This window comes from Mobiluncus porci (assembly GCF_009695935.1).
Taxonomy (GTDB): domain Bacteria; phylum Actinomycetota; class Actinomycetes; order Actinomycetales; family Actinomycetaceae; genus Mobiluncus; species Mobiluncus porci.
The window spans coordinates 1-20,811 of sequence record NZ_VUMY01000012.1 but is presented as its reverse complement, the minus strand read 5'-3'; the positions used below and the strand labels follow the sequence as shown (position 1 = coordinate 20,811).

General features: G+C 56.5%; 12 protein-coding genes. 1 reads left to right on the top strand and 11 read right to left on the bottom strand.

The features are described from left to right. Positions 1-6: 6 nt before the first annotated feature. From ileS to guaB, 11 genes are all read right to left on the bottom strand, one after another. The gene (gene ileS / locus FYJ63_RS07275) at positions 7-3,285 is read right to left on the bottom strand and encodes an isoleucine--tRNA ligase (RefSeq protein WP_154545261.1); all 3,279 of its coding nucleotides are present in this window, start codon (positions 3,283-3,285) and stop codon (positions 7-9) included. Between the two features lie 391 nt (positions 3,286-3,676). Then, positions 3,677-5,779 (bottom strand): neutral/alkaline non-lysosomal ceramidase N-terminal domain-containing protein, encoded by a 2,103-nt coding sequence (locus tag FYJ63_RS07270; protein ID WP_154545259.1) that lies wholly within the window; start codon positions 5,777-5,779, stop codon positions 3,677-3,679. A 196-nt stretch (positions 5,780-5,975) separates the two neighbouring features. Continuing rightward, on the bottom strand, positions 5,976-7,103 hold the full coding sequence (locus FYJ63_RS07265) for a DNA adenine methylase (protein ID WP_277028622.1): 1,128 nt from the start codon (positions 7,101-7,103) through the stop codon (positions 5,976-5,978). Between the two features lie 288 nt (positions 7,104-7,391). Continuing rightward, a complete protein-coding gene (locus FYJ63_RS07260) occupies positions 7,392-9,338 on the bottom strand; it encodes an ABC transporter ATP-binding protein (RefSeq protein ID WP_229770052.1) in 1,947 nt (648 codons plus the stop codon). Beyond that, positions 9,331-11,007 (bottom strand): ATP-binding cassette domain-containing protein, encoded by a 1,677-nt coding sequence (locus FYJ63_RS07255; RefSeq protein ID WP_229770051.1) that lies wholly within the window; start codon positions 11,005-11,007, stop codon positions 9,331-9,333. Before FYJ63_RS07255 ends, FYJ63_RS07260 begins: the two co-directional genes overlap by 8 nt. Before the next feature lie 138 nt (positions 11,008-11,145). Continuing rightward, entirely contained in the window at positions 11,146-12,264 is a 1,119-nt protein-coding gene (locus FYJ63_RS07250) for a GuaB3 family IMP dehydrogenase-related protein (RefSeq protein ID WP_154545257.1), read from the bottom strand. 20 nt (positions 12,265-12,284) lie between these two features. Beyond that, positions 12,285-15,398 (bottom strand): DEAD/DEAH box helicase, encoded by a 3,114-nt coding sequence (locus tag FYJ63_RS07245; protein WP_229770050.1) that lies wholly within the window; start codon positions 15,396-15,398, stop codon positions 12,285-12,287. Positions 15,399-15,401: 3 nt separating this feature from the next. Then, entirely contained in the window at positions 15,402-16,796 is a 1,395-nt protein-coding gene (gene tgt / locus FYJ63_RS07240; RefSeq protein ID WP_154545255.1) for a tRNA guanosine(34) transglycosylase Tgt, read from the bottom strand. Positions 16,797-16,826: 30 nt separating this feature from the next. Further along, a complete protein-coding gene (locus FYJ63_RS07235; RefSeq protein ID WP_154545253.1) occupies positions 16,827-17,576 on the bottom strand; it encodes a queuosine precursor transporter in 750 nt (249 codons plus the stop codon). 113 nt (positions 17,577-17,689) lie between these two features. Next, positions 17,690-18,403 (bottom strand): exonuclease domain-containing protein, encoded by a 714-nt coding sequence (locus FYJ63_RS07230; RefSeq protein ID WP_154545251.1) that lies wholly within the window; start codon positions 18,401-18,403, stop codon positions 17,690-17,692. A gap of 54 nt (positions 18,404-18,457) precedes the next feature. After that, positions 18,458-19,996, bottom strand: a complete 1,539-nt coding sequence (guaB, locus tag FYJ63_RS07225; RefSeq protein WP_154545249.1) for an IMP dehydrogenase — start codon at positions 19,994-19,996, stop codon at positions 18,458-18,460. Positions 19,997-20,230: 234 nt separating this feature from the next. Here guaB and FYJ63_RS07220 point away from each other — a divergent pair, with 234 nt between their 5' ends. Then, complete coding sequence (locus tag FYJ63_RS07220; protein WP_154545247.1) at positions 20,231-20,521, top strand: WhiB family transcriptional regulator; 291 nt, start codon at positions 20,231-20,233, stop codon at positions 20,519-20,521. Positions 20,522-20,811 lie beyond the last annotated feature (290 nt).

Below are 20,811 nucleotides of genomic sequence, written 5' to 3'. Positions count from 1 at the left end.
ACCTTTCTAGTGTTTCTTGACCTCGATGGCCAATTCCGCGGCTGGGTTGACGTTTACCGACAGCGACAGCGTCTCGGAGGCAATCAGTTCTTGGAACTGACCCACCGCTTCGATTCCATCAGCGGGAACCCCCAGCGACAAATCAATCCGATCGGCGACGTCGAGCCCGGCGTTCTTGCGGGCATCTTGCACCGCGCGAATCACATCGCGGGCATAGCCTTCCGCTTCGAGCTCCGGAGTGACATCCGTGTCCAAAACTACGAAAGTTCCGCTCGGAAGCACGTCCGCTGCCGTTCCCGGCTCGGCCTCCACCTTGGTGGTAAGCGAATATTGCTCCCCGGTCAAACGCACCGGCGCACCGTCGACTAAGACCGGCTCGCACACTACCGCATCCCCATCCACGTGCCACTCACCGGCTTTTTGCGCCTTGAACAGCGCGGAAGTGAGCTTGCGCACCTCGGGGTCAAAAGCCTTCGGGTTGAGCGCGAGCTCTTGGGTTGATTTCAAGCCTGAGCCCTCGATGCCGATGACCTCAACTTGCTTGACGTTAACCTCCGAGGCAATCAAGTCCGCATAAGGCGCGAGCGCTTCCGGATGGGCCGCGACGACCTTCAAGCGCGCCAAAGGCAGGCGCACGCGGAGCTTCTCGGCCTTTCGCAAAGCGTGAGCCGCCGAAACAATATCGCGCACCTCGTTCATGGATTCCACCAGTTCGCTGTCGTGCGGGGCGGCATCCCAATCCGGATAATCCGTCAAATGCACGGAGCGCTCACCGGTGAGCCCGCGCCAAATCTCTTCGGCAACTAGCGGCAGAAGCGGCGCAATCGCCCGCATGAGCGCCTCGAGAACCGTATAGAGCACATCAAAGGCTTGGCTGTCTTCGTCCCAGAAACGCTCCCGTGAAATCCGGATATACCAGTTATTCAAGAGCTCCATGAAGAGCCTCACCTGTTCACAAGCCTCCGGGATATGGAAATGATCCAGATCCTCGCGCATCTCGTGGAATAGCTTTCGGGCCGCCGAAAGCAGATAGCGATCCATCATCGGGAGCTTTTCGATGGTCGCCCGGTCAAACACGTCCACAAGCTTCGCGTCATAGCCCGCGCCCTGGTTAGAGGTTCCAGCATAGAGCGTAAAGAAGTAATACGCATTCCACACCGGCAGCAACATTTGCCGCACGGTGTCGTGGATGCCCTTGTCGGTCACAATCAAGTTACCGCCGCTTACGACCGGAGAACTCATCAAGAACCAGCGCATCGCGTCCGCACCGTATTTGTCGAAAACCTCGTTGACGTCGGGGTAATTCCGCAAAGATTTGCTCATCTTGCGCCCATCGTCGCCCAAAACAATCCCGTGGGAGATACAGTTGGTGAAGGCCGGGCGGTCAAACAGGGCTGTCGCCAAGACGTGCAAAGTGTAGAACCACCCGCGGGTCTGGCCGATGTATTCCACAATGAAATCCCCCGGGTAATGCGTCTCGAACCAGTCGCGGTTCTCGAAAGGATAATGCACCTGGGCATAGGGCATCGACCCGGATTCAAACCAGCAATCCAGCACCTCCGGGACGCGCCGCATCATCGAGCGTCCACTCGGGTCATCTGGGTTCGGGCGCACGAGTTCATCGATGTAAGGCCGATGCAGGTTATCGACCTTCACCCCGAAATCGCGCTCCAATTCCTCAAAAGACCCATAGACGTCGAGGCGCGGAAACTCGGGGTTATCCGACTTCCACACGGGAATCGGCGCCCCCCAGAAGCGGTTACGAGAAATAGACCAGTCGCGGGCCCCCGCGAGCCAGTTTCCGAAAATCCCGTCCTTCGTGTGGGCCGGAGTCCAAGTAATCTGCTGGTTCAACTCCACCATCCGGTCGCGAAAATCGGTGACTTTCACGAACCAAGACGACACGGCCTTGTAGATGAGCGGCTTCCGGCACCTCCAACAGTGCGGATAGGAGTGCTCATAGGACGCGACTTTCACGAGTCGCGCGCGTTTGGACTCGTCGCGGGCGGCCATCGGCCCCGTGATATCGCGCATATCGGCGATAATGTAGCGATTCGCCTCGAAAACGTTCTTCCCGGCATAGTCAGGCACTTCCGCGGTCAGGTTCCCGTCTCCATCAACGGGCATGACGATGCCAATCTTGTTCGGCAGACACACGTTCATATCGTCTTCACCAAATGCCGGCGCCATGTGAACCAAGCCGGTGCCGTCCTCGGTAGAAACGAAATCGGCGGCAATAATCGACCAGGCGTTTGACCCCGGCCCCACGTGGCCGGCGCGGTCGGCGCTCCCGTCGGCCATTCCGGCCTCTCTCGCAGCCTCGAAGTAATCGAAAATCGGCCAATAGCGTTTGCCAACCAGCTCCTTGCCCTTGAAGGGCTGGGAGACCTTCGCGCCTTCGCCGAGTTCCTTGGAGTAAGCCTCCAGGCGCGCCGCCGCCAAGATGAGTTTTTCTCCGACGAAATCGCCTTCCACCGGCTCGACCGTGACATAGTCGATGTCTTCACCCACCGCGACGGCGAGGTTGGACGGCAAAGTCCACGGTGTCGTCGTCCAGATGAGTGCCAACTCGCCGGTGTCCACGAGCCGCAACCCGACCGTCACCGTCTGATCCGTGCGGTTTTGATAGATGTCATCATCCATCTTCAACTCATGGTTCGACAAGGGCGTCCCGTCATGCCAGCAATACGGCAGCACCTTGAAGCCCTCGTAAATCAGCCCCTTGTCATAAAGCGTCTTGAACGCCCAAATCACCGACTCCATGAAAGTCGGGTCGAGCGTCTTGTAGTCGTTTCCGAAATCAACCCAACGCGCCTGGCGGGTAACATAGTCCTCCCACTCCTTGGTGTATTTCAAGACCGAGTCGCGACAGGCCTGGTTGAAGGCTTCGATGCCCATGCCGTTCGGGCCCTCGATTTGTTCCTTGTCTTCAATCCCGAGGATGCGCTCAGCCTCGAGTTCGGCCGGCAAACCGTGGGTGTCCCAGCCGAAACGCCGCTCGACACGCTTGCCGCGCTGGGTTTGGTAGCGCCCCACAATGTCTTTGACGTAGCCGGTCAGCAGATGCCCATAGTGGGGCAGGCCGTTAGCGAAAGGCGGCCCGTCATAGAACACGAATTCGTTATCCCCGTCACGGCCCTTAGAACGGCCCTCCACGGAGGCCTGGAAGGTGTTGTCTTCCTTCCAATAGGCCAAAGTCTCGGTTTCCTGTTTCGGGAAATCTGGGCTGGATACTACCGACGTAGGTCGATGTTTGGGGTAAAACCCGCGCTTGGTTTCGCTCATTTCATCCTCGCAATCGTCACTGACACGAGGACGCTTTACCCAATTGGGTATCGCGCGGTACCACCTCGCTTGCTCGCTTTTGCTGGATTCTCAGCGCTTGCGAGCCGCTCGTTTTTGGCTATTTCGGGCTCCCCGTCGGATTCTAATAAGCGGATTCCCGCCGTTCTTTCCGATGCTCCCCGGTGATTCCCGCGGGCCCTTGCTGAATCGTTTACTGATTCTGAAACCGCGGCCGGATTAACGCAACTCAACTTTAACCCGAAAACCCTCCCGCTTCAAACGCAGATGCAAACGCAGACCCGCCACGCCAACGCCTCCTGGGCAAAGACGTGACCCCGCCAGGCCGAGACCAGCGGGGTCACTTCGAGTGCTAGCGAGGCGCCAGTAGCACCTAGCTCACGGTGAAGGGGTTAGAAACGCCCTGGTAGGGGCTCACTGCCCGCGTCCAGCCATTCTTCCAATCGCCTTCTTGCACCAGGCGGTAGGTTCCTGCGGGAACTTCTTCCCCAATCCGCCATTCCACCGTGGTCCGAGAGTAGCTCGCACCCTCGCGTTCCCAGCGATAGGACGTGTCCCAATCACGGTCGGTCAAGTAGTCTTCCCAGGTTCCGTCCGGCAGTTGGCGCTGGACCCGAAGGAAAGTTCCTCCCACTCGCAAGTTGTTCTTCGGGTGCCCCCCGCGGAAAACGGCCCGCGCGGTTTGCCCTTGGTGATACTGTGCCGAGGGCTGGGTGAGTACCTGGCCGAACTGTTGGCTCGGGGGTTTGTCATCAAAAACCACCCCCGGACGATTCGTCTTCCAGCGGGTTGACACATTCGGCAACGCATCATCAGCAACCGGTGTGCCGCTCACCATGGCTTCGGCAAGCCTGTCCAATTCCTGTTGCAACGCGCCGAGCTCGTGGGGGCCGAACTCGGTGGAGGCGCCCTCGTAGTGTTGGGCCGCGTATTCTTCGCGGGTGGAAACATAGCCGGCATAGTCATTGGTAGCGCCGGAGAAAATCACCGTATCCACTCCTAGCGGAGCCAGCTTCTTTTCCACCGACTCCCTAAGGTGGCGAATTCCCATCGTGCCGGTCTCGGTCGGAACCCCAATAATCGCCACATTGCCAATCCGAAGCAGTTGCACCGGCTCCACGGTTGAAGCCCAACCCCACTGCCCATCCGGCAACAGCACCATTTTCTCTGCCTGGCAAGGATCTTGACCGGTGACTGAAATCGCCGCGAAAGCGAAACGAACCAGACCACCGAGATCGGATTGGTCGACTTTGTTAACCACGTCACGAACCCGGAAAGTGTCCTTAGTCATGCCCTCATAGATACCGGGAATCCCCGATGGGCCGTTCTCCCCACCAGCGGCGAAAGAGAAACCGCGCGCCGGCACACAGAGCGTCTTATCGCCCTCACCTTCCGTGTATTTGGCGTTCACCACGTAGTTCTTGAACTGGACGTAGCGCCCGCGAGAGTCAACCGCACCCGCAACTTGCCGCCCTGGTCGGTTGAACAGTTGCCAGGAGGCATCGAACTGTTCCTGGCCGTGTTTTTCCACGTTGTAGTAGTCATCGGGAGTGCCCTGGAACTCGGGGAGGGAAGACGAATTCCCCGCGGCCGGAACCATGTCGCCGGTTCCAGAAGTCGGGAAAGCGGCAACAAAGGTTTTCTCGAGATTCGGGTTGGTGCCGAATTTTTCTTCATAGAGATACTCCGCATAGCCCTTGGTGTCCCCGGAATAGAGATCCCAGTGCATCGGGAAAGAAGTCGCGTGGGTGGAGAACCAGTTGAAAACTCCGAGTTTCTCGCCGGTTTCAGAGGTGAACTCGAGCTGGTCCATGGTGGTTTCGGTCGTGTCCTGGTATTTAGCCACGTCGTCGTTCTTGAGGTATGCCGCCAGGGAGCGGTTGCGGGTGATTCCCCGAACCTGGCTTCGCTTCGCCTCGATAGTCCCGGGCTCCAAGTTATTGTGGGCTCGCACAATCGAGTTCACGATACCGTCCACAGTAATGTCGAAGACCTGCTGGCTAAATCCGTGCAGGCTCTCGTCTTCGGCAGCAATCTCATAGAGTTTGTCCGAGGAGGTTCCGGCAGGCGCCACGTGGGAGTGGGTAATGCCAATCATGACGTTGTTGCCGTTGTAGAGTCCCCGATAGAGTCCCTGAAGTCTTTCTAAAACCTTCATCCGCACGGCATTGAATACGCCACCGGTGTCCACGCTGACATACACGGCACGCTGTCCGGTGGCCTGGTCAACCACGATGAAAGCTCGCGAGTAGAGGCGCTGTTGCAGGCCTTTCATTTCCTGGTGCGAGGCGTAGCCGAAGGCTCCGTTTTCCGCCACGGCGCCGGTAACGTCGTACATGCCGGTGCCGACAAGGTATCCACCCTCCGTGGCTTGCGCAGCGGGGGCGAGCGCCGGAGCCACCAGGGTGGAGCCCAGCAGAGCTAAAGAGGCCGCTCCCGCAATGGCGAATCGCTTGAACCGTTGTAATTTATGCATTGTCGTTTACCTTCTCTCCTTTGAGAATCCTGGCGGGGACGCCCCGCGTGATAGCATCAAGGCTACACCAGATTCTTTTCGTATTCATTCAGCTATTTTTCATAGTCATTGAAGCTATCCCCGTTTCACCTGCGGTTTAGTGCTCATCGAGGGGTGTTTCTGAGTTTGAGGTTTGACTCGAAATTGACCCTTTTGTCTATCCAAACGTCCTCGCGGGGGCGGGGTTTACGGTCGCAGCGAGGGCGGCAGTGTCGCGGTGGTGTTCAGCAAAGGCCTTCCGGATTTTCGTCACCGTCTCGGGAGCGCCGCCGACGAAAACATATTCGAGGTTGCGAAGGTGCGTGGGTTGGCTCACACGTCGGCCTTCCGGGTTATAGACCCCAATCTGGGCTCCGACATAGCGCTTCGAGTCAAAGGCCAGCGCAGTCGCGGAGGGGAAACGGGCGGCAACCAGGTCGAAGAGTTCCTCGAAAGCGACCCAGGATTCGTTGTTGTAGGAGAGCACCAGCGTCTCGCAGGGTACGGTGTTTACGAGGTCAGCAAGGGCCAGGGGCATCTCGCGGCGCCGGTTATAGGCCGAATGCGTCTCGGGATCCCGGGCATCAATGCGCTTCTGAGCCACGCCGTAGGACTCGGGTTTATCCCAGCGGATAAGGGTTTCCCAAATGTGGTAGTTCGTGAAGTAACGATGCTGGTTATAGGGAGGATCGAGATAAACCAGGTCAAACTGCGGGGCATCGGGTTTGGCGAGGTCACGGGCGAGTCTATTCGCGTCCGCATTCCAGGTCCAGCCTGTGCCATCCAGAAGTTCGGGGGTTCTAAGTTCCAAGTCGTGGTAGGCGCGGGGCGCCCAGGATTTCAGGTAGGCCATTTGCTGACCCGTAGTGGAATCGACCCGATCGGCGGCCTCCATCAGCGAGGTGAGCAAAACCGGACGCAAGGGATGGTTGGCGAATTCATGCTCGATGCGGTCGCGGATGGCGTCAATGCGGGCGCCGTTCTTGGGCTGGAAGAATCTGGATTCAACACAGAAAGTTTCGGTGAAATATCCCGGGGCCGGCGGGGTCGCCGCGAGATCTTTGATGATTTCTCGGAGTTCTCGGAAGTCCACAGTGCGGGCGTCAGTGGCGATATAGCAGTCTGCCAGGACTTTCGCGTAAGTCGCCACGTCATTCGCGCCAGTCACAATGCCCTGGTCCTTGAAAGCGCCCGCGACACGGGTGGTGCCGGTGAACATGTCGAGCGCGGTAGTCGCCCCGGACAGTCCCGCGATTTCGGCCAGCACAGGCACGAGGGTTCGCTTCGATCCGAGGTATTTAATCACGCGCGCTCCTTCCCCGCTGTTCCGGTCGGTTTATCGCCTCCACCAGGCACATTGCAACTTTAAGGCATAAATCCGCCAAAATGCGGCTTCGACACTCGCGAGTGCTGAGTTCTATGTGGGGCAATGGGGCTGAGATTGCGTCCTGGGTGGCCACAATGGATGGGTTTTTGACCCGATTCTGGATTACTCGAATTGTAAAGTAGCTGTTCAGGGCAATTTGACTGATTTTCGGTCACACGAAAACCCATTGAAAGTGGTCACCCAGGAAGGTATCCCCGTAGGACTCAGCTATTGGCCCCGAAGAAAGGCGAGTGCGGAGTCGTGGGAAAGCAAGTCCGCGGGCGCTCCCTGCTCAATGATTCGCCCGAGATCTAGGACGGCAGCGTGCGAGGCTTGCTCGATATGGTCGAGATTGTGGGTGATTTCAAGCACGGTGATGCCGGTCTGAACCTGGAGTGCGCGAAGGTTCGCCGCTATCCGCGCCGCGAGTTCGGGGTTCAAGTTCGCGGTGTGCTCGTCCAAGATGAGGATTCTCGACCGTCGTAACAAGGCTTGTGCCAAGGCAATTCGTTGCTGCTGTCCGCCGCTAAGCGCCGCGCCCCGTGAGCCAACACGTCGCGTGAGCCCTCCCATCTCACGGATTTCTTGGTCCACCGCTGCCAGCCGCAGCGCCTCCCACAGCTCATCGTCTAAGGCATCGGGGGCGGCGAGACGGAGATTCTCGGCAACAGTCAGATCAAAGAGGGTCGAGTTGGCGCTGACAAGGGAGATTTCACGGCGGAGTTCCGCAAGCTGATAGTCGCGAAGGTCTCGCCCTGCGAGGCGAACCGAGCCGGAATCAGGATCGAAAAACCTCAGCGCGAGACGTGCCAGCGTAGATTTGCCGGAACCGGTGGCTCCCACCACCGCAGTCCACGACCCGGCCTTCACCTCGAGGCTCACCCCTGCCACCCCGCGTGAAAGGATGGGGGTGTGCTGTTTCATTCCGCCGTTTGAAACGAAAAAGCATGACTCCATCGTTTCATAGGCGAAATTCACACCTCGAAATTCGAGGCCGAGCGCGCCCTCCGGTAGGTTTTCCTTTCCGTCTACAAGTTCCATCCCCGCATGAACTAGCCGGTAAACCCGCGCTGCGGCCGCGAAAGACACGTTCAGATCCACCCCGAAATTAGCCACTGCTTTCAAAACATCCCAACTTCGCAAGACCGCAAAGATGACCGGGAGCCATACTGCGAGACTTAATTTGCCTTGGGCAAACCAGTCCCCGCCGACTCCGAGCAAAATCAGCAGCGCCACCAGACGCCAAGCCAACAGGAATGATTCCCGAAAGGCCGCGATTTTAGTCCCGTGGACGCTGGCTTTCAAGAGTTGGCTGTTGATATTGTCAAGTTCTCGCAGCCGTTGTTTTTCGAGGCCGTAGCCAATAACTTCTGCCACTCCCCCAAGGGAATCTGTCACGTTAACGCTCAAATCCCCGCGGATCGCGAGTTTGTCCCGTGCCGCGCGGTGTCCCGCCCCAATCCCAATCCACGGTATCGCGAGGCCGACAGTGAAAATTGCCGCGACAGCCACCCCGAGAGGCCACGGTGCCACCGCGAAAGTCACCACGCTCACGATTCCCGGCACTACCGCCGCCGAGATTGCCGGAGCGAGGGTGTGGGCGAAGAAAACTTCAATCCGGTCGATATCTTTAGTCAGGCGAGCGAGAAGCTCCCCGCTGTGAGTTTTCACCTCGATGGCGGGCGCCTGGGGATAGATGGCACGAAAGGCCTTTCCGCGGAGAATTTCGAGGGCACGGAAGGCGACGAGGTGTCCGAGATACTGTTCAAAGTAGCGCAACGTGCCCTTGAGGAAGGTCAAGAAAATCATCGCCACCAGCAGTCCCGCCACGCTGTCGTTCACCCCGAGGGTGCAACCGCAATCAGCAGCCGAAAAGGCGTTGGCAATAAAGACCACCGGCAAGACGAACAGAGCGATACCGGCTAGTTGGTCCAGGATTCGCGCCACGGTCGAGCCCGCAAGCGGACCCAGTACTTCTTTCGTGGACTCCACCAGCCATTTAGTCAACTCCCACAACGATGGCGACGCCGCAGGGCCAGACCTCTCCAACACAGCCGCGGAATCAGCCCCCTCCGGCGAAGCCACAGGGTCAGACCTCTCCGGAGTAGTGACCGAAGGGAACAGAGCCGGAAGGGTCTGACCCTCCAGCGCAGCTGAATCATCATCTTTACTCAATCCCCCTCACCTCCCCATTCGACACTTCAACTACCCGATCGGCCAGCTCGCACACCCTCCCGCGGTGCGTCACCATCAAAAGCGTGTATTCCCGACCAAGTTCCGCTAGCGCCGCCAGAATCTCTCGTTCCGAAGCGAGATCTACCTGCGAAGTGGCCTCATCCAACAACAAAATCTTTCGCCCACTAACGAGCGCCCGAGCCAAGCTCAACCGTTGCTTTTGCCCCGAAGACAGCCCCGCACCGTTTTCCCCCAGGCGCGCATCGAGCCCGTCCGGAAGGGCGCGAATCTCCGCGTCGAGATGCGCCTCTCGCAGCGCTTTCCACAACTCACCTTCACTCGCCCCAGGAGCCACCGCAGCGAGGTTTTCCCGCACCGTTCCGGTAAACAGCCAGGTGTTTTGACTCACCAAAGCGGATTCGTCCAAAAGCTTGCCACTACGCCCCTTGACCCTAACCTGCCCTTGAGTGGGGGCAATAAAGCCTTTAATCAAGTTCAGCAAAGTGCTTTTCCCTTGTCCAGAGGCACCCACTACCGCCACGCGTTCCCCCTCTCGGAGCGCCAAGTTCACACCTGTAAGCACGTCCCTATCTCCGTATCCGCTACTCACGTCCTCGAGTTGCACCATGGAATCATCGGAGGTCGAAAAATGGGCCGCACCGGCTGCCGCTCCGCCAGCAGCTTGTTGAAGCCTCCTCTGACCGGGAACGGAACCTAAAAATTCGAGAATCCCGCGCCCGGCACCGCGCCCGCCCATGGCAATATAGAAAAACGATCCGAAGTGGTCAATGGGTTCGAGGAGCAATAGCCCGAGGCCGAGACCGGTGAGAGTCTGACCCGGGGTGACGTCCCCATTCATAGCGAGGAACATCAGCAAAACTGCCGCCGAAGTTACTGCGAAAAGGGAAAACACTGTATCCAACACGAAGATTACAACTTGGTTGGAGCGCAGCAACTGCATCGTCGCCCTCCGGTTTTCCTCTCCCACTGCCTCGAGCTGGTTACTAACACGATTCCCCGCGCCCAGCAGCTGTAAAGTCGTCAATCCACCCAAGGCATCAAGGTAGGCGGCAGCCAGGGCAGAGCGCGCGCGGGTGGATCCAGAGCTCGAGCGACGAAATAATTTCAGGAAAACCACTATTCCGAGTGGAATCACCGGCAGACAAACAGTCATCAAGACTGCCAGCAGGGGATGGACGAAAACAGCCATCGCCGCCACCAACAATATGGGCGCGGAAAAAGACCCTTTGACCTGGGGGAGGAAGGATTGGAGATAGACGGTAAATTTTTCGGAGGAATCCGTAGCGAGGTTCACGAGGCGACCGAGTTGCGCACGTTTTACCCGTGCCGGACCGAGCCGGAATACTCCCGTGATGAGCATTTCTCGAATCCGGTTTTCCTCGCGGATTTGCGAGGTGGTTTCGAGGTGGGCTTCTCCAAATTTGCCAAGGAAAACCAAGAGAGTCGCCACCGCGCCGGCAATCCACAAGGTGAGGTTTGCAGGCGCGGGGAAAAGCCCAGAGAAGGTTGGGACTGTTGCTGAAGTCTCTCCCGCGCCAGACTCTGTCGTTGTGGCAGCTTCTGACACAACATCCGAAACCTCGCCGCCGGACGCAGCCAGCAAAAAGCCGTCGAGAATCTTACCACCGGCAACAAATACCGCCGCCATTGCGAGCATTGTCAGCCAAAAGCATGCCACAATCCCCCATCCGGCGCGCCGCCCCGCCGGGGATTGCAACGTACCCAACTTAGGCTTGCCTGAATTCCTCACGCTTTGATGATACCGATTCTCAATAGGCGTGAAAAATTAGTAACCGATTACGACCCCGACACGCTGGAGCTCCTTGACATCGGTGTAACCGGTGGTCGCCATGGTGCGGCGCAATGCCCCCATCAGGTTCAAGGTCCCCTCCGCGTTGTCGGCCGGTCCAAACAGCACCTGTTCCAAGGTTCCGACCGTCCCGACTTCAACCCGCGAGCCGCGCGGCAGGGTCGAATGGTGTGCCTCACTCCCCCAGTGCCAGCCATTACCGGGGGCCTCAGACGCACGCGCCAAAGCGGTACCGAGCATAACCGCATCGGCCCCGCAAGCAATCGCTTTCACAATATCCCCCGAAAGCCCAATGCCCCCATCAGCAATAACGTGGACATAGCGCCCGCCAGACTCATCCATGAAGTCGCGCCGAGCCGCCGCCACGTCGGCCACCGCGGTCGCCATCGGGACGTGAATACCCATGGTGCGTCGCGTGGTGGAAGCCGCCCCGCCGCCAAAACCGACCAAAACACCGGCCGCGCCGGTGCGCATCAGGTGCAGGGCGCCGGTATAGGTAGCAACCCCGCCGACGATGACTGGGATATCGAGGTGGTGGATGAATTGCTTCAAGTTCAAGGGCTCGGCCTGGGAAGAGACGTGGTCAGCGGAAACGGTGGAACCGCGCACGACGAATACGTCCAGGGGCGCCTCCGCAACGGCTTCCCACAGTTTTTGGGTTCCCGCAGGGCTCATCGCGCCGGCCACGATAACGTCAGCGGCCTTAATCTCCTCTAGGCGCGCGGCCATGAGATCGGGTTTCACCGGCTCGGCGTAGATTTCTTGGAGTTTCGCGGTGACGTTCGCTGAGGTTTGATCCAAGCGAGTGAGTTCCTCATAGAACGGCAGAGGGTCTTCATAGCGCGTCCACAGCCCCTCAAGGTCTAGCACCCCAATCCCGCCGAGTTTGCCGAGTTTGATAGCATTCTCTGGGCTCATCACGGAGTCCATCGGTGCGCCCATCACCGGAATCTTCATGTAGTACGCATCAAACTGCCAGCTCAAAGATACATCTCTGGGGTCGCGAGTTCGCCGAGTTGGCACTACCGCTACTTCATCAAAAGAATATGCCCGTCGCCCGCGTTTGCCGCGCCCAATCTCCACTTCATCGTTCATGACTTAACCCTAGCCGAGATTTATTCCCCCGTAAGGATTCTCAACACGGCTTCAAAAGACGCCTTGGTGTAATTACATGTTGGTTTTCCTTCGTAATCGGATTGAACAATCCCGATTGCCAGCCCTTTTTCCGTCGGCACCCAACCGCCCTTCCAAGAGATATATCCCTTGGCTTTCAGCAATTGATTGACAGTTTTTGTGTCTTTAAACTCCTCAGGAACTCCACCGAAAGAAGTGCAAGCCTTCCCCCACGACAGGGCCATATCGTCGCCAACCGCAGCAACAGCCGGTGCGGGCCGTTCGACGGATTTGGTGAGTTTCGTTTCCATATTCAAGTCCGGTATAACGTGACTTTTGGGCTCGGGTGTCTCGGTCGGTTGCTCTTTCGCTTCCCGGGCATCAGTCGACTCAACAACCTTTGGGATTACAACGGAAACATCTTCATCAATCAACTCGTGATGATCTCTGGCATATTCCTGAATAGTGGCATGGGTTTGGGACGCCACAGGCCCGAGCCCCAAATAGAGCTGTTTATCGCCAATGACATAGAACTCTTTCTTGGCTCGTGTTGCCGCCACATTCATCATATTTGGCTCTCCCACAGCCCAGCCGGCGGCACCTTTGCTTGAGTTATCGGCGCCGAGCACCATGAAAACGATTGGGGCTTCTTTGCCTTGGAATGTGTGAATCGTTCCCACATTCGTTGCCTTTTCACTATCCCCGACAGACCGAGTGAAACCTATGTTACTAAGCTTCTTCGCGAGCTGCACGGCCACGTTGGCAAAAGGCGAGATGACATAGATCACGTCCTTCTCGTTTTTATCAGCAATTGCAGGATTATCCTTCATCATTGCCTGAATTTTTTGCGCCAGAAACTCGCCCTGTTCCTCCACATACTTATTGATGGCTTTTCCGGAAATATCAAACCATCCAGTTTTCCCATAGCCAGGATTGCCTTGAACCATCAGACCGCCATATGAAATCCGGTTGGAGATGGTAAACATCGGATACTGGCAGCGCCGATGCACCCACAGCGGAATCCCGATCCAAGACTCCGAGCTCTTGTCACTCTCCCGGTAAAACCCGTACTGGCTGGCGGAGTCAACGAGGGTCTGAACCGATGCGGAATCGGAAAGATACTTTTCAGTGATTCCGTAATGTTTGCAAAGCATCCCGAGCACTTTCGAGTCTAGAGTCAGCACGGGCTTAATCTGGGAAGGATCCCCCACCACCATCACGTGTTTGGAACGCATTATCGCCCCCACACCGGCTTGTGGCGGTGCCTGTCCAGCCTCGTCAACGAACAGGTGACCCAGGGAGTTTTCGCCCAGGTATTTGCACATCCGCGCGAAGCTCGCGAAAGTGGAGCTGATAACCGGAACCGCGAAGTTAATCCATTCAAAAGCGATTCGAGGGAGTTGCTGATTCTTCTCGAAGTAATCCCCCGGTTTCGACGTAATTATCGCGGCCTTCTTGAGGTTCTCGCGGTTTTCATACAGGAATTGCTTGCGCACTTTAAGTGCCGCAATGAAAAGCCGAGATTGCGCAATCCTGAATTGTTCATCGAACCATGGATTAGACTGTTGCAATTCTTCATAAGAAAGATTCCAGTCCACGGGTCCGCGGGAGGGGCCGCGACGCAACGACGCAACTTCTTGGTATTGCTTAAGGAAATCCTTATAGACCTCGGGGCTCGATACATATACCCGGTTGAGATATTTCACCACGTGTTTCACGTTGGCGAGGATATTCTTTACATTGCCTGAGCGTCCGCCTTCCAGAGAGAACAATCCCCAATATTTTTCCTCCCCGTTGGGTGAAGATTTAGGAACCTTTTGTTTCTTACCATCTTCACCTTCTTGCCGTTCTGCCTCTAGCTTGGAATTGGCGATTACCCGGAAATAATCAGCAGTTTTGAGTTCCTCAACCAGTTTCTCATCGATATCTTTTATCAGCGGAATTTCATTAACGATGTTTTGCACCGCACCATTGTTTAAGCTCGCAACAATTATGTTGTTTTCGGCGACTTTGGGAAGAAGATTGCCGATAGTTGCCTTCTCCCGGTAAGCGTTTTCCGGTCCGCCTTTTATCTCACCGCCCCCGGTTTTCGCCACTTCATAGGCCTGTTGCACCACAAGTTCAGCAAAAATGTCTTTCAGCAGGGTGGTTTTACCGGTTCCCGGCGGACCGTTGACACTGCGCATCTGTTGGTTGTCGTATCCGATTGACAAGTTCACCGCAACCTGCTGCATCAAAGACAGTGCATACTTAGTGTTACTCGGGTAACGCCCCAAAGGATAGTTGGCCGGTTCGAGGATTGCTTGGAACAGATTGGGGTTGAAGTCTGGCGAATCGCTACGAGCCTCCAGGTTATATTGCGCACCCCCGCCGCTAAGGTATCGGTTAAGGTTATCGGTATTGAGCTTACGAGCCTTGTCGAGATCGTCGAGGAAGAACGAGTGCAGGTTAGTCGCATCGGTTTCAAGATCCTTTACCGCCTGCACCCTACAGTCCTCAACAGTGGTTCCCGTGTCCTTCAAGAGCCCACCAAAAGCCACGTTGAACTTGCCGGGATCTTCGGCGGTGTCTTCGAAACGCTGCTTGAGCTTCTCATTCTCGCTTTTTTCGTATGTTTCGAACTCCTCGCGTTTCGGGATGCCGTTGCTCTGAATCATATAGCCACTTTCAGTAAAGAAAGTTTGACCATCACTAAGATTCAAATCCTTGTCAAAGTACAGCGCCAAGGTAAATTTTTTCCCCGTGACAATTTCTTCATCCGTGGGATCCGTTCCAAATACCGCACGAAGTTTTTCAATCACTTGTTCTGAGCGGAAAATCCCCAGATAAACCACGATTCCATAATTTGTTTTGTCATTTTTTTCTTTTTCCAGAAGCTCCCTGAATAAAGAGTGGTAATCATCGTCTTGGAGTTCCTGAAAGGTGAGGATTTCAACATTTTTTGTGTTGAAATCCCCCTCAGAAAGTCGCTCCACCAAGGACCAGGCATCAAGAATGGCTGACTTGTCCAACGAACCTGCTTGGAGAACAGATAATGGGGTATGCGCAGTTGCCGTTCGTGGCGCGCCGCCCGTCACGCTCACAATCCCGCCGCGTAATGTATCAAAAAGCCCCAAGAGTCACTCCTTTGTTAATCGACCAAGCCTCCCCAAGACTTCATCTTTAAAATCCCGATAGGCATCTTCTCCTTCAATCATAGCCGCGCGAATGTCAGCGACGAGTTTCACCGTGTAGTACTCATTGTGAATGGTCAAAAGCGTCGAGGCGAGGATTTCTTTAGCCTTCAACAAGTGGTGAATATAGGCCCGCGAATAGTGCTGGCAGGTGTAGCAGCCGCAGCCCTCTTGTAGCGGGCCAAAATCCTCCTTGAAAGCCGCCCGTGACATGTTGGTTCTGCCGTTAGCCAAGTACGCAGCGCCGGTGCGCGCGACACGGCTCGGCGAAACACAGTCGAAAGTGTCCGCGCCCGACTCAATGCCGGCGAAAAAGTCTTCCGGCTCGGAAATCCCCAGGAGGTGGCGGGGCCGGTCTTCGGGGAGTTCCTCGCTCACCCAGGCGCAAATCTTCCCGAGATTCTCTTTTTCGAGCGCCCCGCCAATCCCGAAACCGTCGAAAACCTGTCCGTCAATCGACATAGAGCCGAGGTCGCGGGCCGCCTTGCGTCGCAAATCCTCCCACTGCGCGCCCTGAATCACCCCGAAAAGCATCTGGTAGGGCTTTCCCGCCCGCTCCTCCGTTAGTCGCCGATGTTCCGCAAGGCAGCGCTCCGCCCATTTCCGGGTCCGCTCCAGGGACTCGACTTGGTAGTCGTAGGGGTGCAACAAAGAGGTGAGTTCATCAAAGGCGAACATGATATCCGCGCCGAGCTGGTGCTGGATTTGCATGGAAATCTCGGGAGAAAAGCGGTGTTTAGTGCCGTCCAAGTGAGAACGGAAATTCACCCCGTCATCATCCACGCGAGCCAATCCCGGGTGATTGTTGTGCTTGGTCGGCGCGCCAATCTTTGCGCTTTCTTCGGTTTCTTCGAGAATCCCTCGCTTATCCCCAGAATGCGAGTGCTTGTCGCCGGAGTCGGCTACACCACTGGTGACGGGCTTTGCTGACTCCGTTGCTGACGCGACTACACCGTCGGTCCCCATGCCCGCCTGTTCAACCACTGGCGTAGCCTTACCGGCAAACTCTTGGGACAGCACTTTCTTATACCCCGCCCCGAGGCTCAAAACCTGAAACCCGCCGGAGTCAGTAAAGGTCGGCCCATCCCAGTGCATAAAGGCACCGAGCCCTCCAGCGCGGTCCAAAATCTCGGGACCCGGCTGGAGATAGAGGTGATACGCATTTGCCAAAACTGCTTTCGCTCCCAAGTCGCGCACCTGCTCCGGCACTAAAGACTTCACGGTCGCCTTTGTACCGACAGGTACAAAGGCTGGGGTAGGGATATCGCCGTGCGGGGTGCGAATGATGCCAGCTCGGGCCAATTTCCCTAGTCGGGCCACAATTTCAAAGTTTTGGCTCATCGGTACAATCCAGTCCTTTCTCGGCGCACCTTATCGAATATCCCCTTCAACAAGACCCGTATCAATCGGTGCATAATTCCTTTCCTGGAGCTTCACCAAGCCGATAACCTGGACACTAATAGGCGACATGATAATCTCGACCGCACACTTATAGACATACCCCGTCACGACGTATTTCAGGAAGTCCGCCCCGCTGACAAGCCCCGCGAAGGCAATCGTGCAAAAGACCACCGTGTCAACAAGTTCCCCCACCAATGTTGAGGCAATCATGCGTGCCCACAGGAACCGCTCTCCCGTCCGGCCTTTCATCCGCACCAGAACAAAAGCATTCAAGAGCTGACCCAAGACGTAACCGACTAGCGAGGCCGCCACAATCCGCGGGACAAAACCGAAAATCGCCTTGAATGCTGCATCATTAATGTCCCCGGGCCCAGCCGGAGCGAGCGCCACCAGGTAAAACAGCACCGAGGCTAGAATCGAGACGGCGAAACCCATGAAAACGGCGCGCCATGCTCCCTTAAATCCGTAGACTTCCGACAAGATGTCGCCAAGAATATAGGTTAGCGGGAACATAATCGCGCCCCCGTCAAAGACGAGAGACAGGGGTCCTGCCTCTACGCCGATTAACTTCGTGGCCGAGATATTACTCATCAAGAGCAAAGCCACGAATAGTGCCAAAAACAGGTCATAGAATCGAGCTTTTCCAGATCCAACGAATTTCACTACCGGCGTGGATTTCGCGGCGGTGGCCTCGAAATCCACATTCATTGTCGTATTCATCTCCAAAACCTTTCCGAAATCACGACTGAATGTGTGCGAGTCTGCCACCCTCGCAGGAAATTTTCCTTACCCAGCATAACGGCTTGGCAGCCATTTTGCTATTTTCGCCCCCTTCAGGGAACCGGCCAGGTCACGGGGGCAGGGTGAAAATTCCCGTGTTTCTGTTTCATGAATTCGTTGAAACTTTCCGCCCAGATGCGGTGGCTGTCACGCTGGAACTGCTGGAGTTCAGTAAGCGTCATCGCACGCAACTCCTCAAAGCGATCCACCATTGCGGAAAGTAAATCCAAAGTCGCGGCCACGTCCGCCTCCGCGTGGTGGAAATCACGGTCTTCCCCCAGTCCATAGACGGCACAAACCGCAGCCAAGCGGCGCTTTCCGCGGCGGTATCTATCTAGGGCGCGGTCCAAAACGAGAGGATCGATAATCGGAGCCAAGGCTCCCCCCAAACGTTCCTGGACTGTAGGTAGGCCGTTTCGAGCCAGCTCCGCTTCCAGAATCTGGAAATCGAAGGAGACATTGAAACCCACAGCCGGAATCCCCCGAGACATTGCGGAAGCGAGCTCAGAGGCAATTTTTTCCAAAGCCCCCGCGGGCTGCTCACCGTTTTGAGCCAGGTAGTCATCGGTAAGACCGTTGACCGCGCTCGCTTGCGGGGGCATCGGCACGCCCGGATTAATTATCCAGTTGTGAACCCGATTGTCACCGCCCTCTCTCCAGATGAGCGAAGCGGTCGCTATCCGGTCGCGTTTCACCCACACCCCAGTGGTTTCCGTATCAAAGCCTAGCCAGGCGCCTTCATACCAAGGCACTGTCGAATTAATCATGGAAACAACTCTACCCGTACCCCTCAGGGCGAAAAATTTGCTTCCACGAAAATTTTAGTGGCGCTGGTAGTTCGGGGCCTCCACCGTGACTTGGACATCGTGGGGGTGAGATTCCCGCAATCCAGCGGAGGTAATCCGAATAAACCGACCGCGATGCCGGAGCTCCTCAATCGAACGCGCCCCGATATAGAACATCGACTGGTGCAAACCGCCAACGAGCTGGTAAATAACCGAGGCGAGCGTCCCCTGGTAAGGCACTTGCCCCTCGATTCCCTCGGGAACAATCTTGTCATCCGAAGATACATCGGCCTGGAAATAGCGGTCTTTCGAGTATGACTTGCGACCCCGCGAGCTCATGGCGCCGAGGGAGCCCATCCCGCGGTAATGCTTCCACTGTTTTCCGTTCATAAAGACCAATTCACCAGGGGATTCCTCACATCCGGCCAGTAAGGACCCCAACATGACTGTTTTCGCGCCCGCCACCAAAGCCTTCGCGATATCACCGGAATATTGCAGGCCACCGTCAGCAATCAACGGCACTCCAGCGTCTTCGCAAGCGCGAGCCGCCATGGTGATGGCGGTAATCTGGGGCACCCCGACACCAGCCACGACACGAGTCGTACAAATCGAGCCCGGACCCACCCCGACTTTCACTCCGTCAACTCCCGCATCAATAAGCGCCCTCGCTCCTTCATAGGTCGCAACATTGCCACCGATGACATCTACGCCCGCAAATCCGGAGTCTCCCTTGATGCGCTGAATCATTTCCAAAGCCAACTTTGCACCGCCGTTAGCCGTATCGACCACGAGAACATCCACCCCAGCCGCAGCCAGAGCCTCCGCGCGCTCCCAGGCGTCCCCCCAATAGCCAATCGCCGCTCCGACCATCAAGCGTCCCTTAGAATCCTTGGTGGAGTTCGGGAATTTTTCGGTTTTAACGAAGTCCTTGACCGTAATCAGGCCGGTCAACTTGCCGTTGTCATCAATAAGCGGCAGTTTCTCGATCCGGTTCTTTGCCAAGAGCACCAGGGCTTCCTCGCGCGAAATTCCGGTTCTTCCGGTAATGAGAGGCATCGGCGTCATGCTTTCCCGAACCGTCCGCGTCCCCCACTCACTTGTCGGGATAAAACGCAGGTCACGGTTGGTGATAATCCCGATTAGCTTGTTGTCGTCTTCCACCACCGGCAGTCCCGACACGCGATATTTCCCACACAATTCATCAAGTTGCTCGATAGTGGCGTCGGGGAAAATCGTGACCGGATCGGTGACCATTCCGGATTCGGAACGCTTGACTTGGCGAACCTGCTGAGCCTGGTCTTCGATGGACAAATTGCGGTGCATGATCCCGATACCACCTTGCCGCGCCATCGCCACGGCCATACGCGACTCCGTTACCGTGTCCATTGCTGCGGAAATCAGGGGAATCTTCAAGGTGATATTGCGGGTCAGCGGCGTGGAAGTATCTACCTCGGCGGGAATCACATCAGTTTCTTCCGGCAGCAACAACACGTCATCATAAGTCAATCCGAGAGCGTCATAGGGATCCTCGCCCTTAGCCAATGCCTCCAACGGGTTCACGGGGAATTTCGTCATTCTTACCTCTATCTGTGGGTTCCACGGGAATAATTCTCAATCTGTTGGTGTTCATTCTAACGCTGAAAGGCTTTTACTGCTGAGCGGAATTGCTGAGGTTCACTGGGAGCTTAGCCGAGGGGTAATCCTACTAGCGGACAGGTGCAGCGAGGCAAATCGTCCTGTGGTAGGACGCGGTTTCACCGAGTGGACGCATAGTCTTTAAGTGTTGAAAACAAGGGAAAGGAAGAACAAATGAGTAACGTAACGTACCTCCCCGCTCCGACGATTGAATCTTGGCAGTGGCAAGATGACGCTGCTTGTAAAGATATGGGAACGGCTCCGTTCTTCCATCCTGACGGTGAACGTGGCGGAACCCGTCGTCGCCGTGCTGCTGCTGCCAAAGCGATTTGCGCCAACTGCCCGGTTTTGGAGCAGTGCCGCACCTACGCTTTGAACGCGCACGAGCCCTATGGAATTTGGGGCGGGATGACCGAAGAGGAACGCGCCGCGTACTGGAAACAACAGGAGGCAATATCGGCGTAAACCATTCTGTTTTCTGTAGAAAACCTTGGCGGGGGTTAATCCGCTAGAGATTGCATTTACTTGTTGGGCTGGGTCTTCGGACCCGGCCCAACAAGTATTTCAGACCTCGTAGGGGCGCGCTGGGGTTAAAGGACAAATTGTGTGTCTGGGGGGTTAGTCCCATGTGTTGTTGTAGGGGGTGGTGTGGTGGAGTTCGTTCCAGATGATTCCGTCGCCCCATCCGGGGAGGCTTCGCCTGGTGATGTGCTGGTTTTCTTGGTTTAGGTAGTATTCCTCGAGTTGCGCGTCTG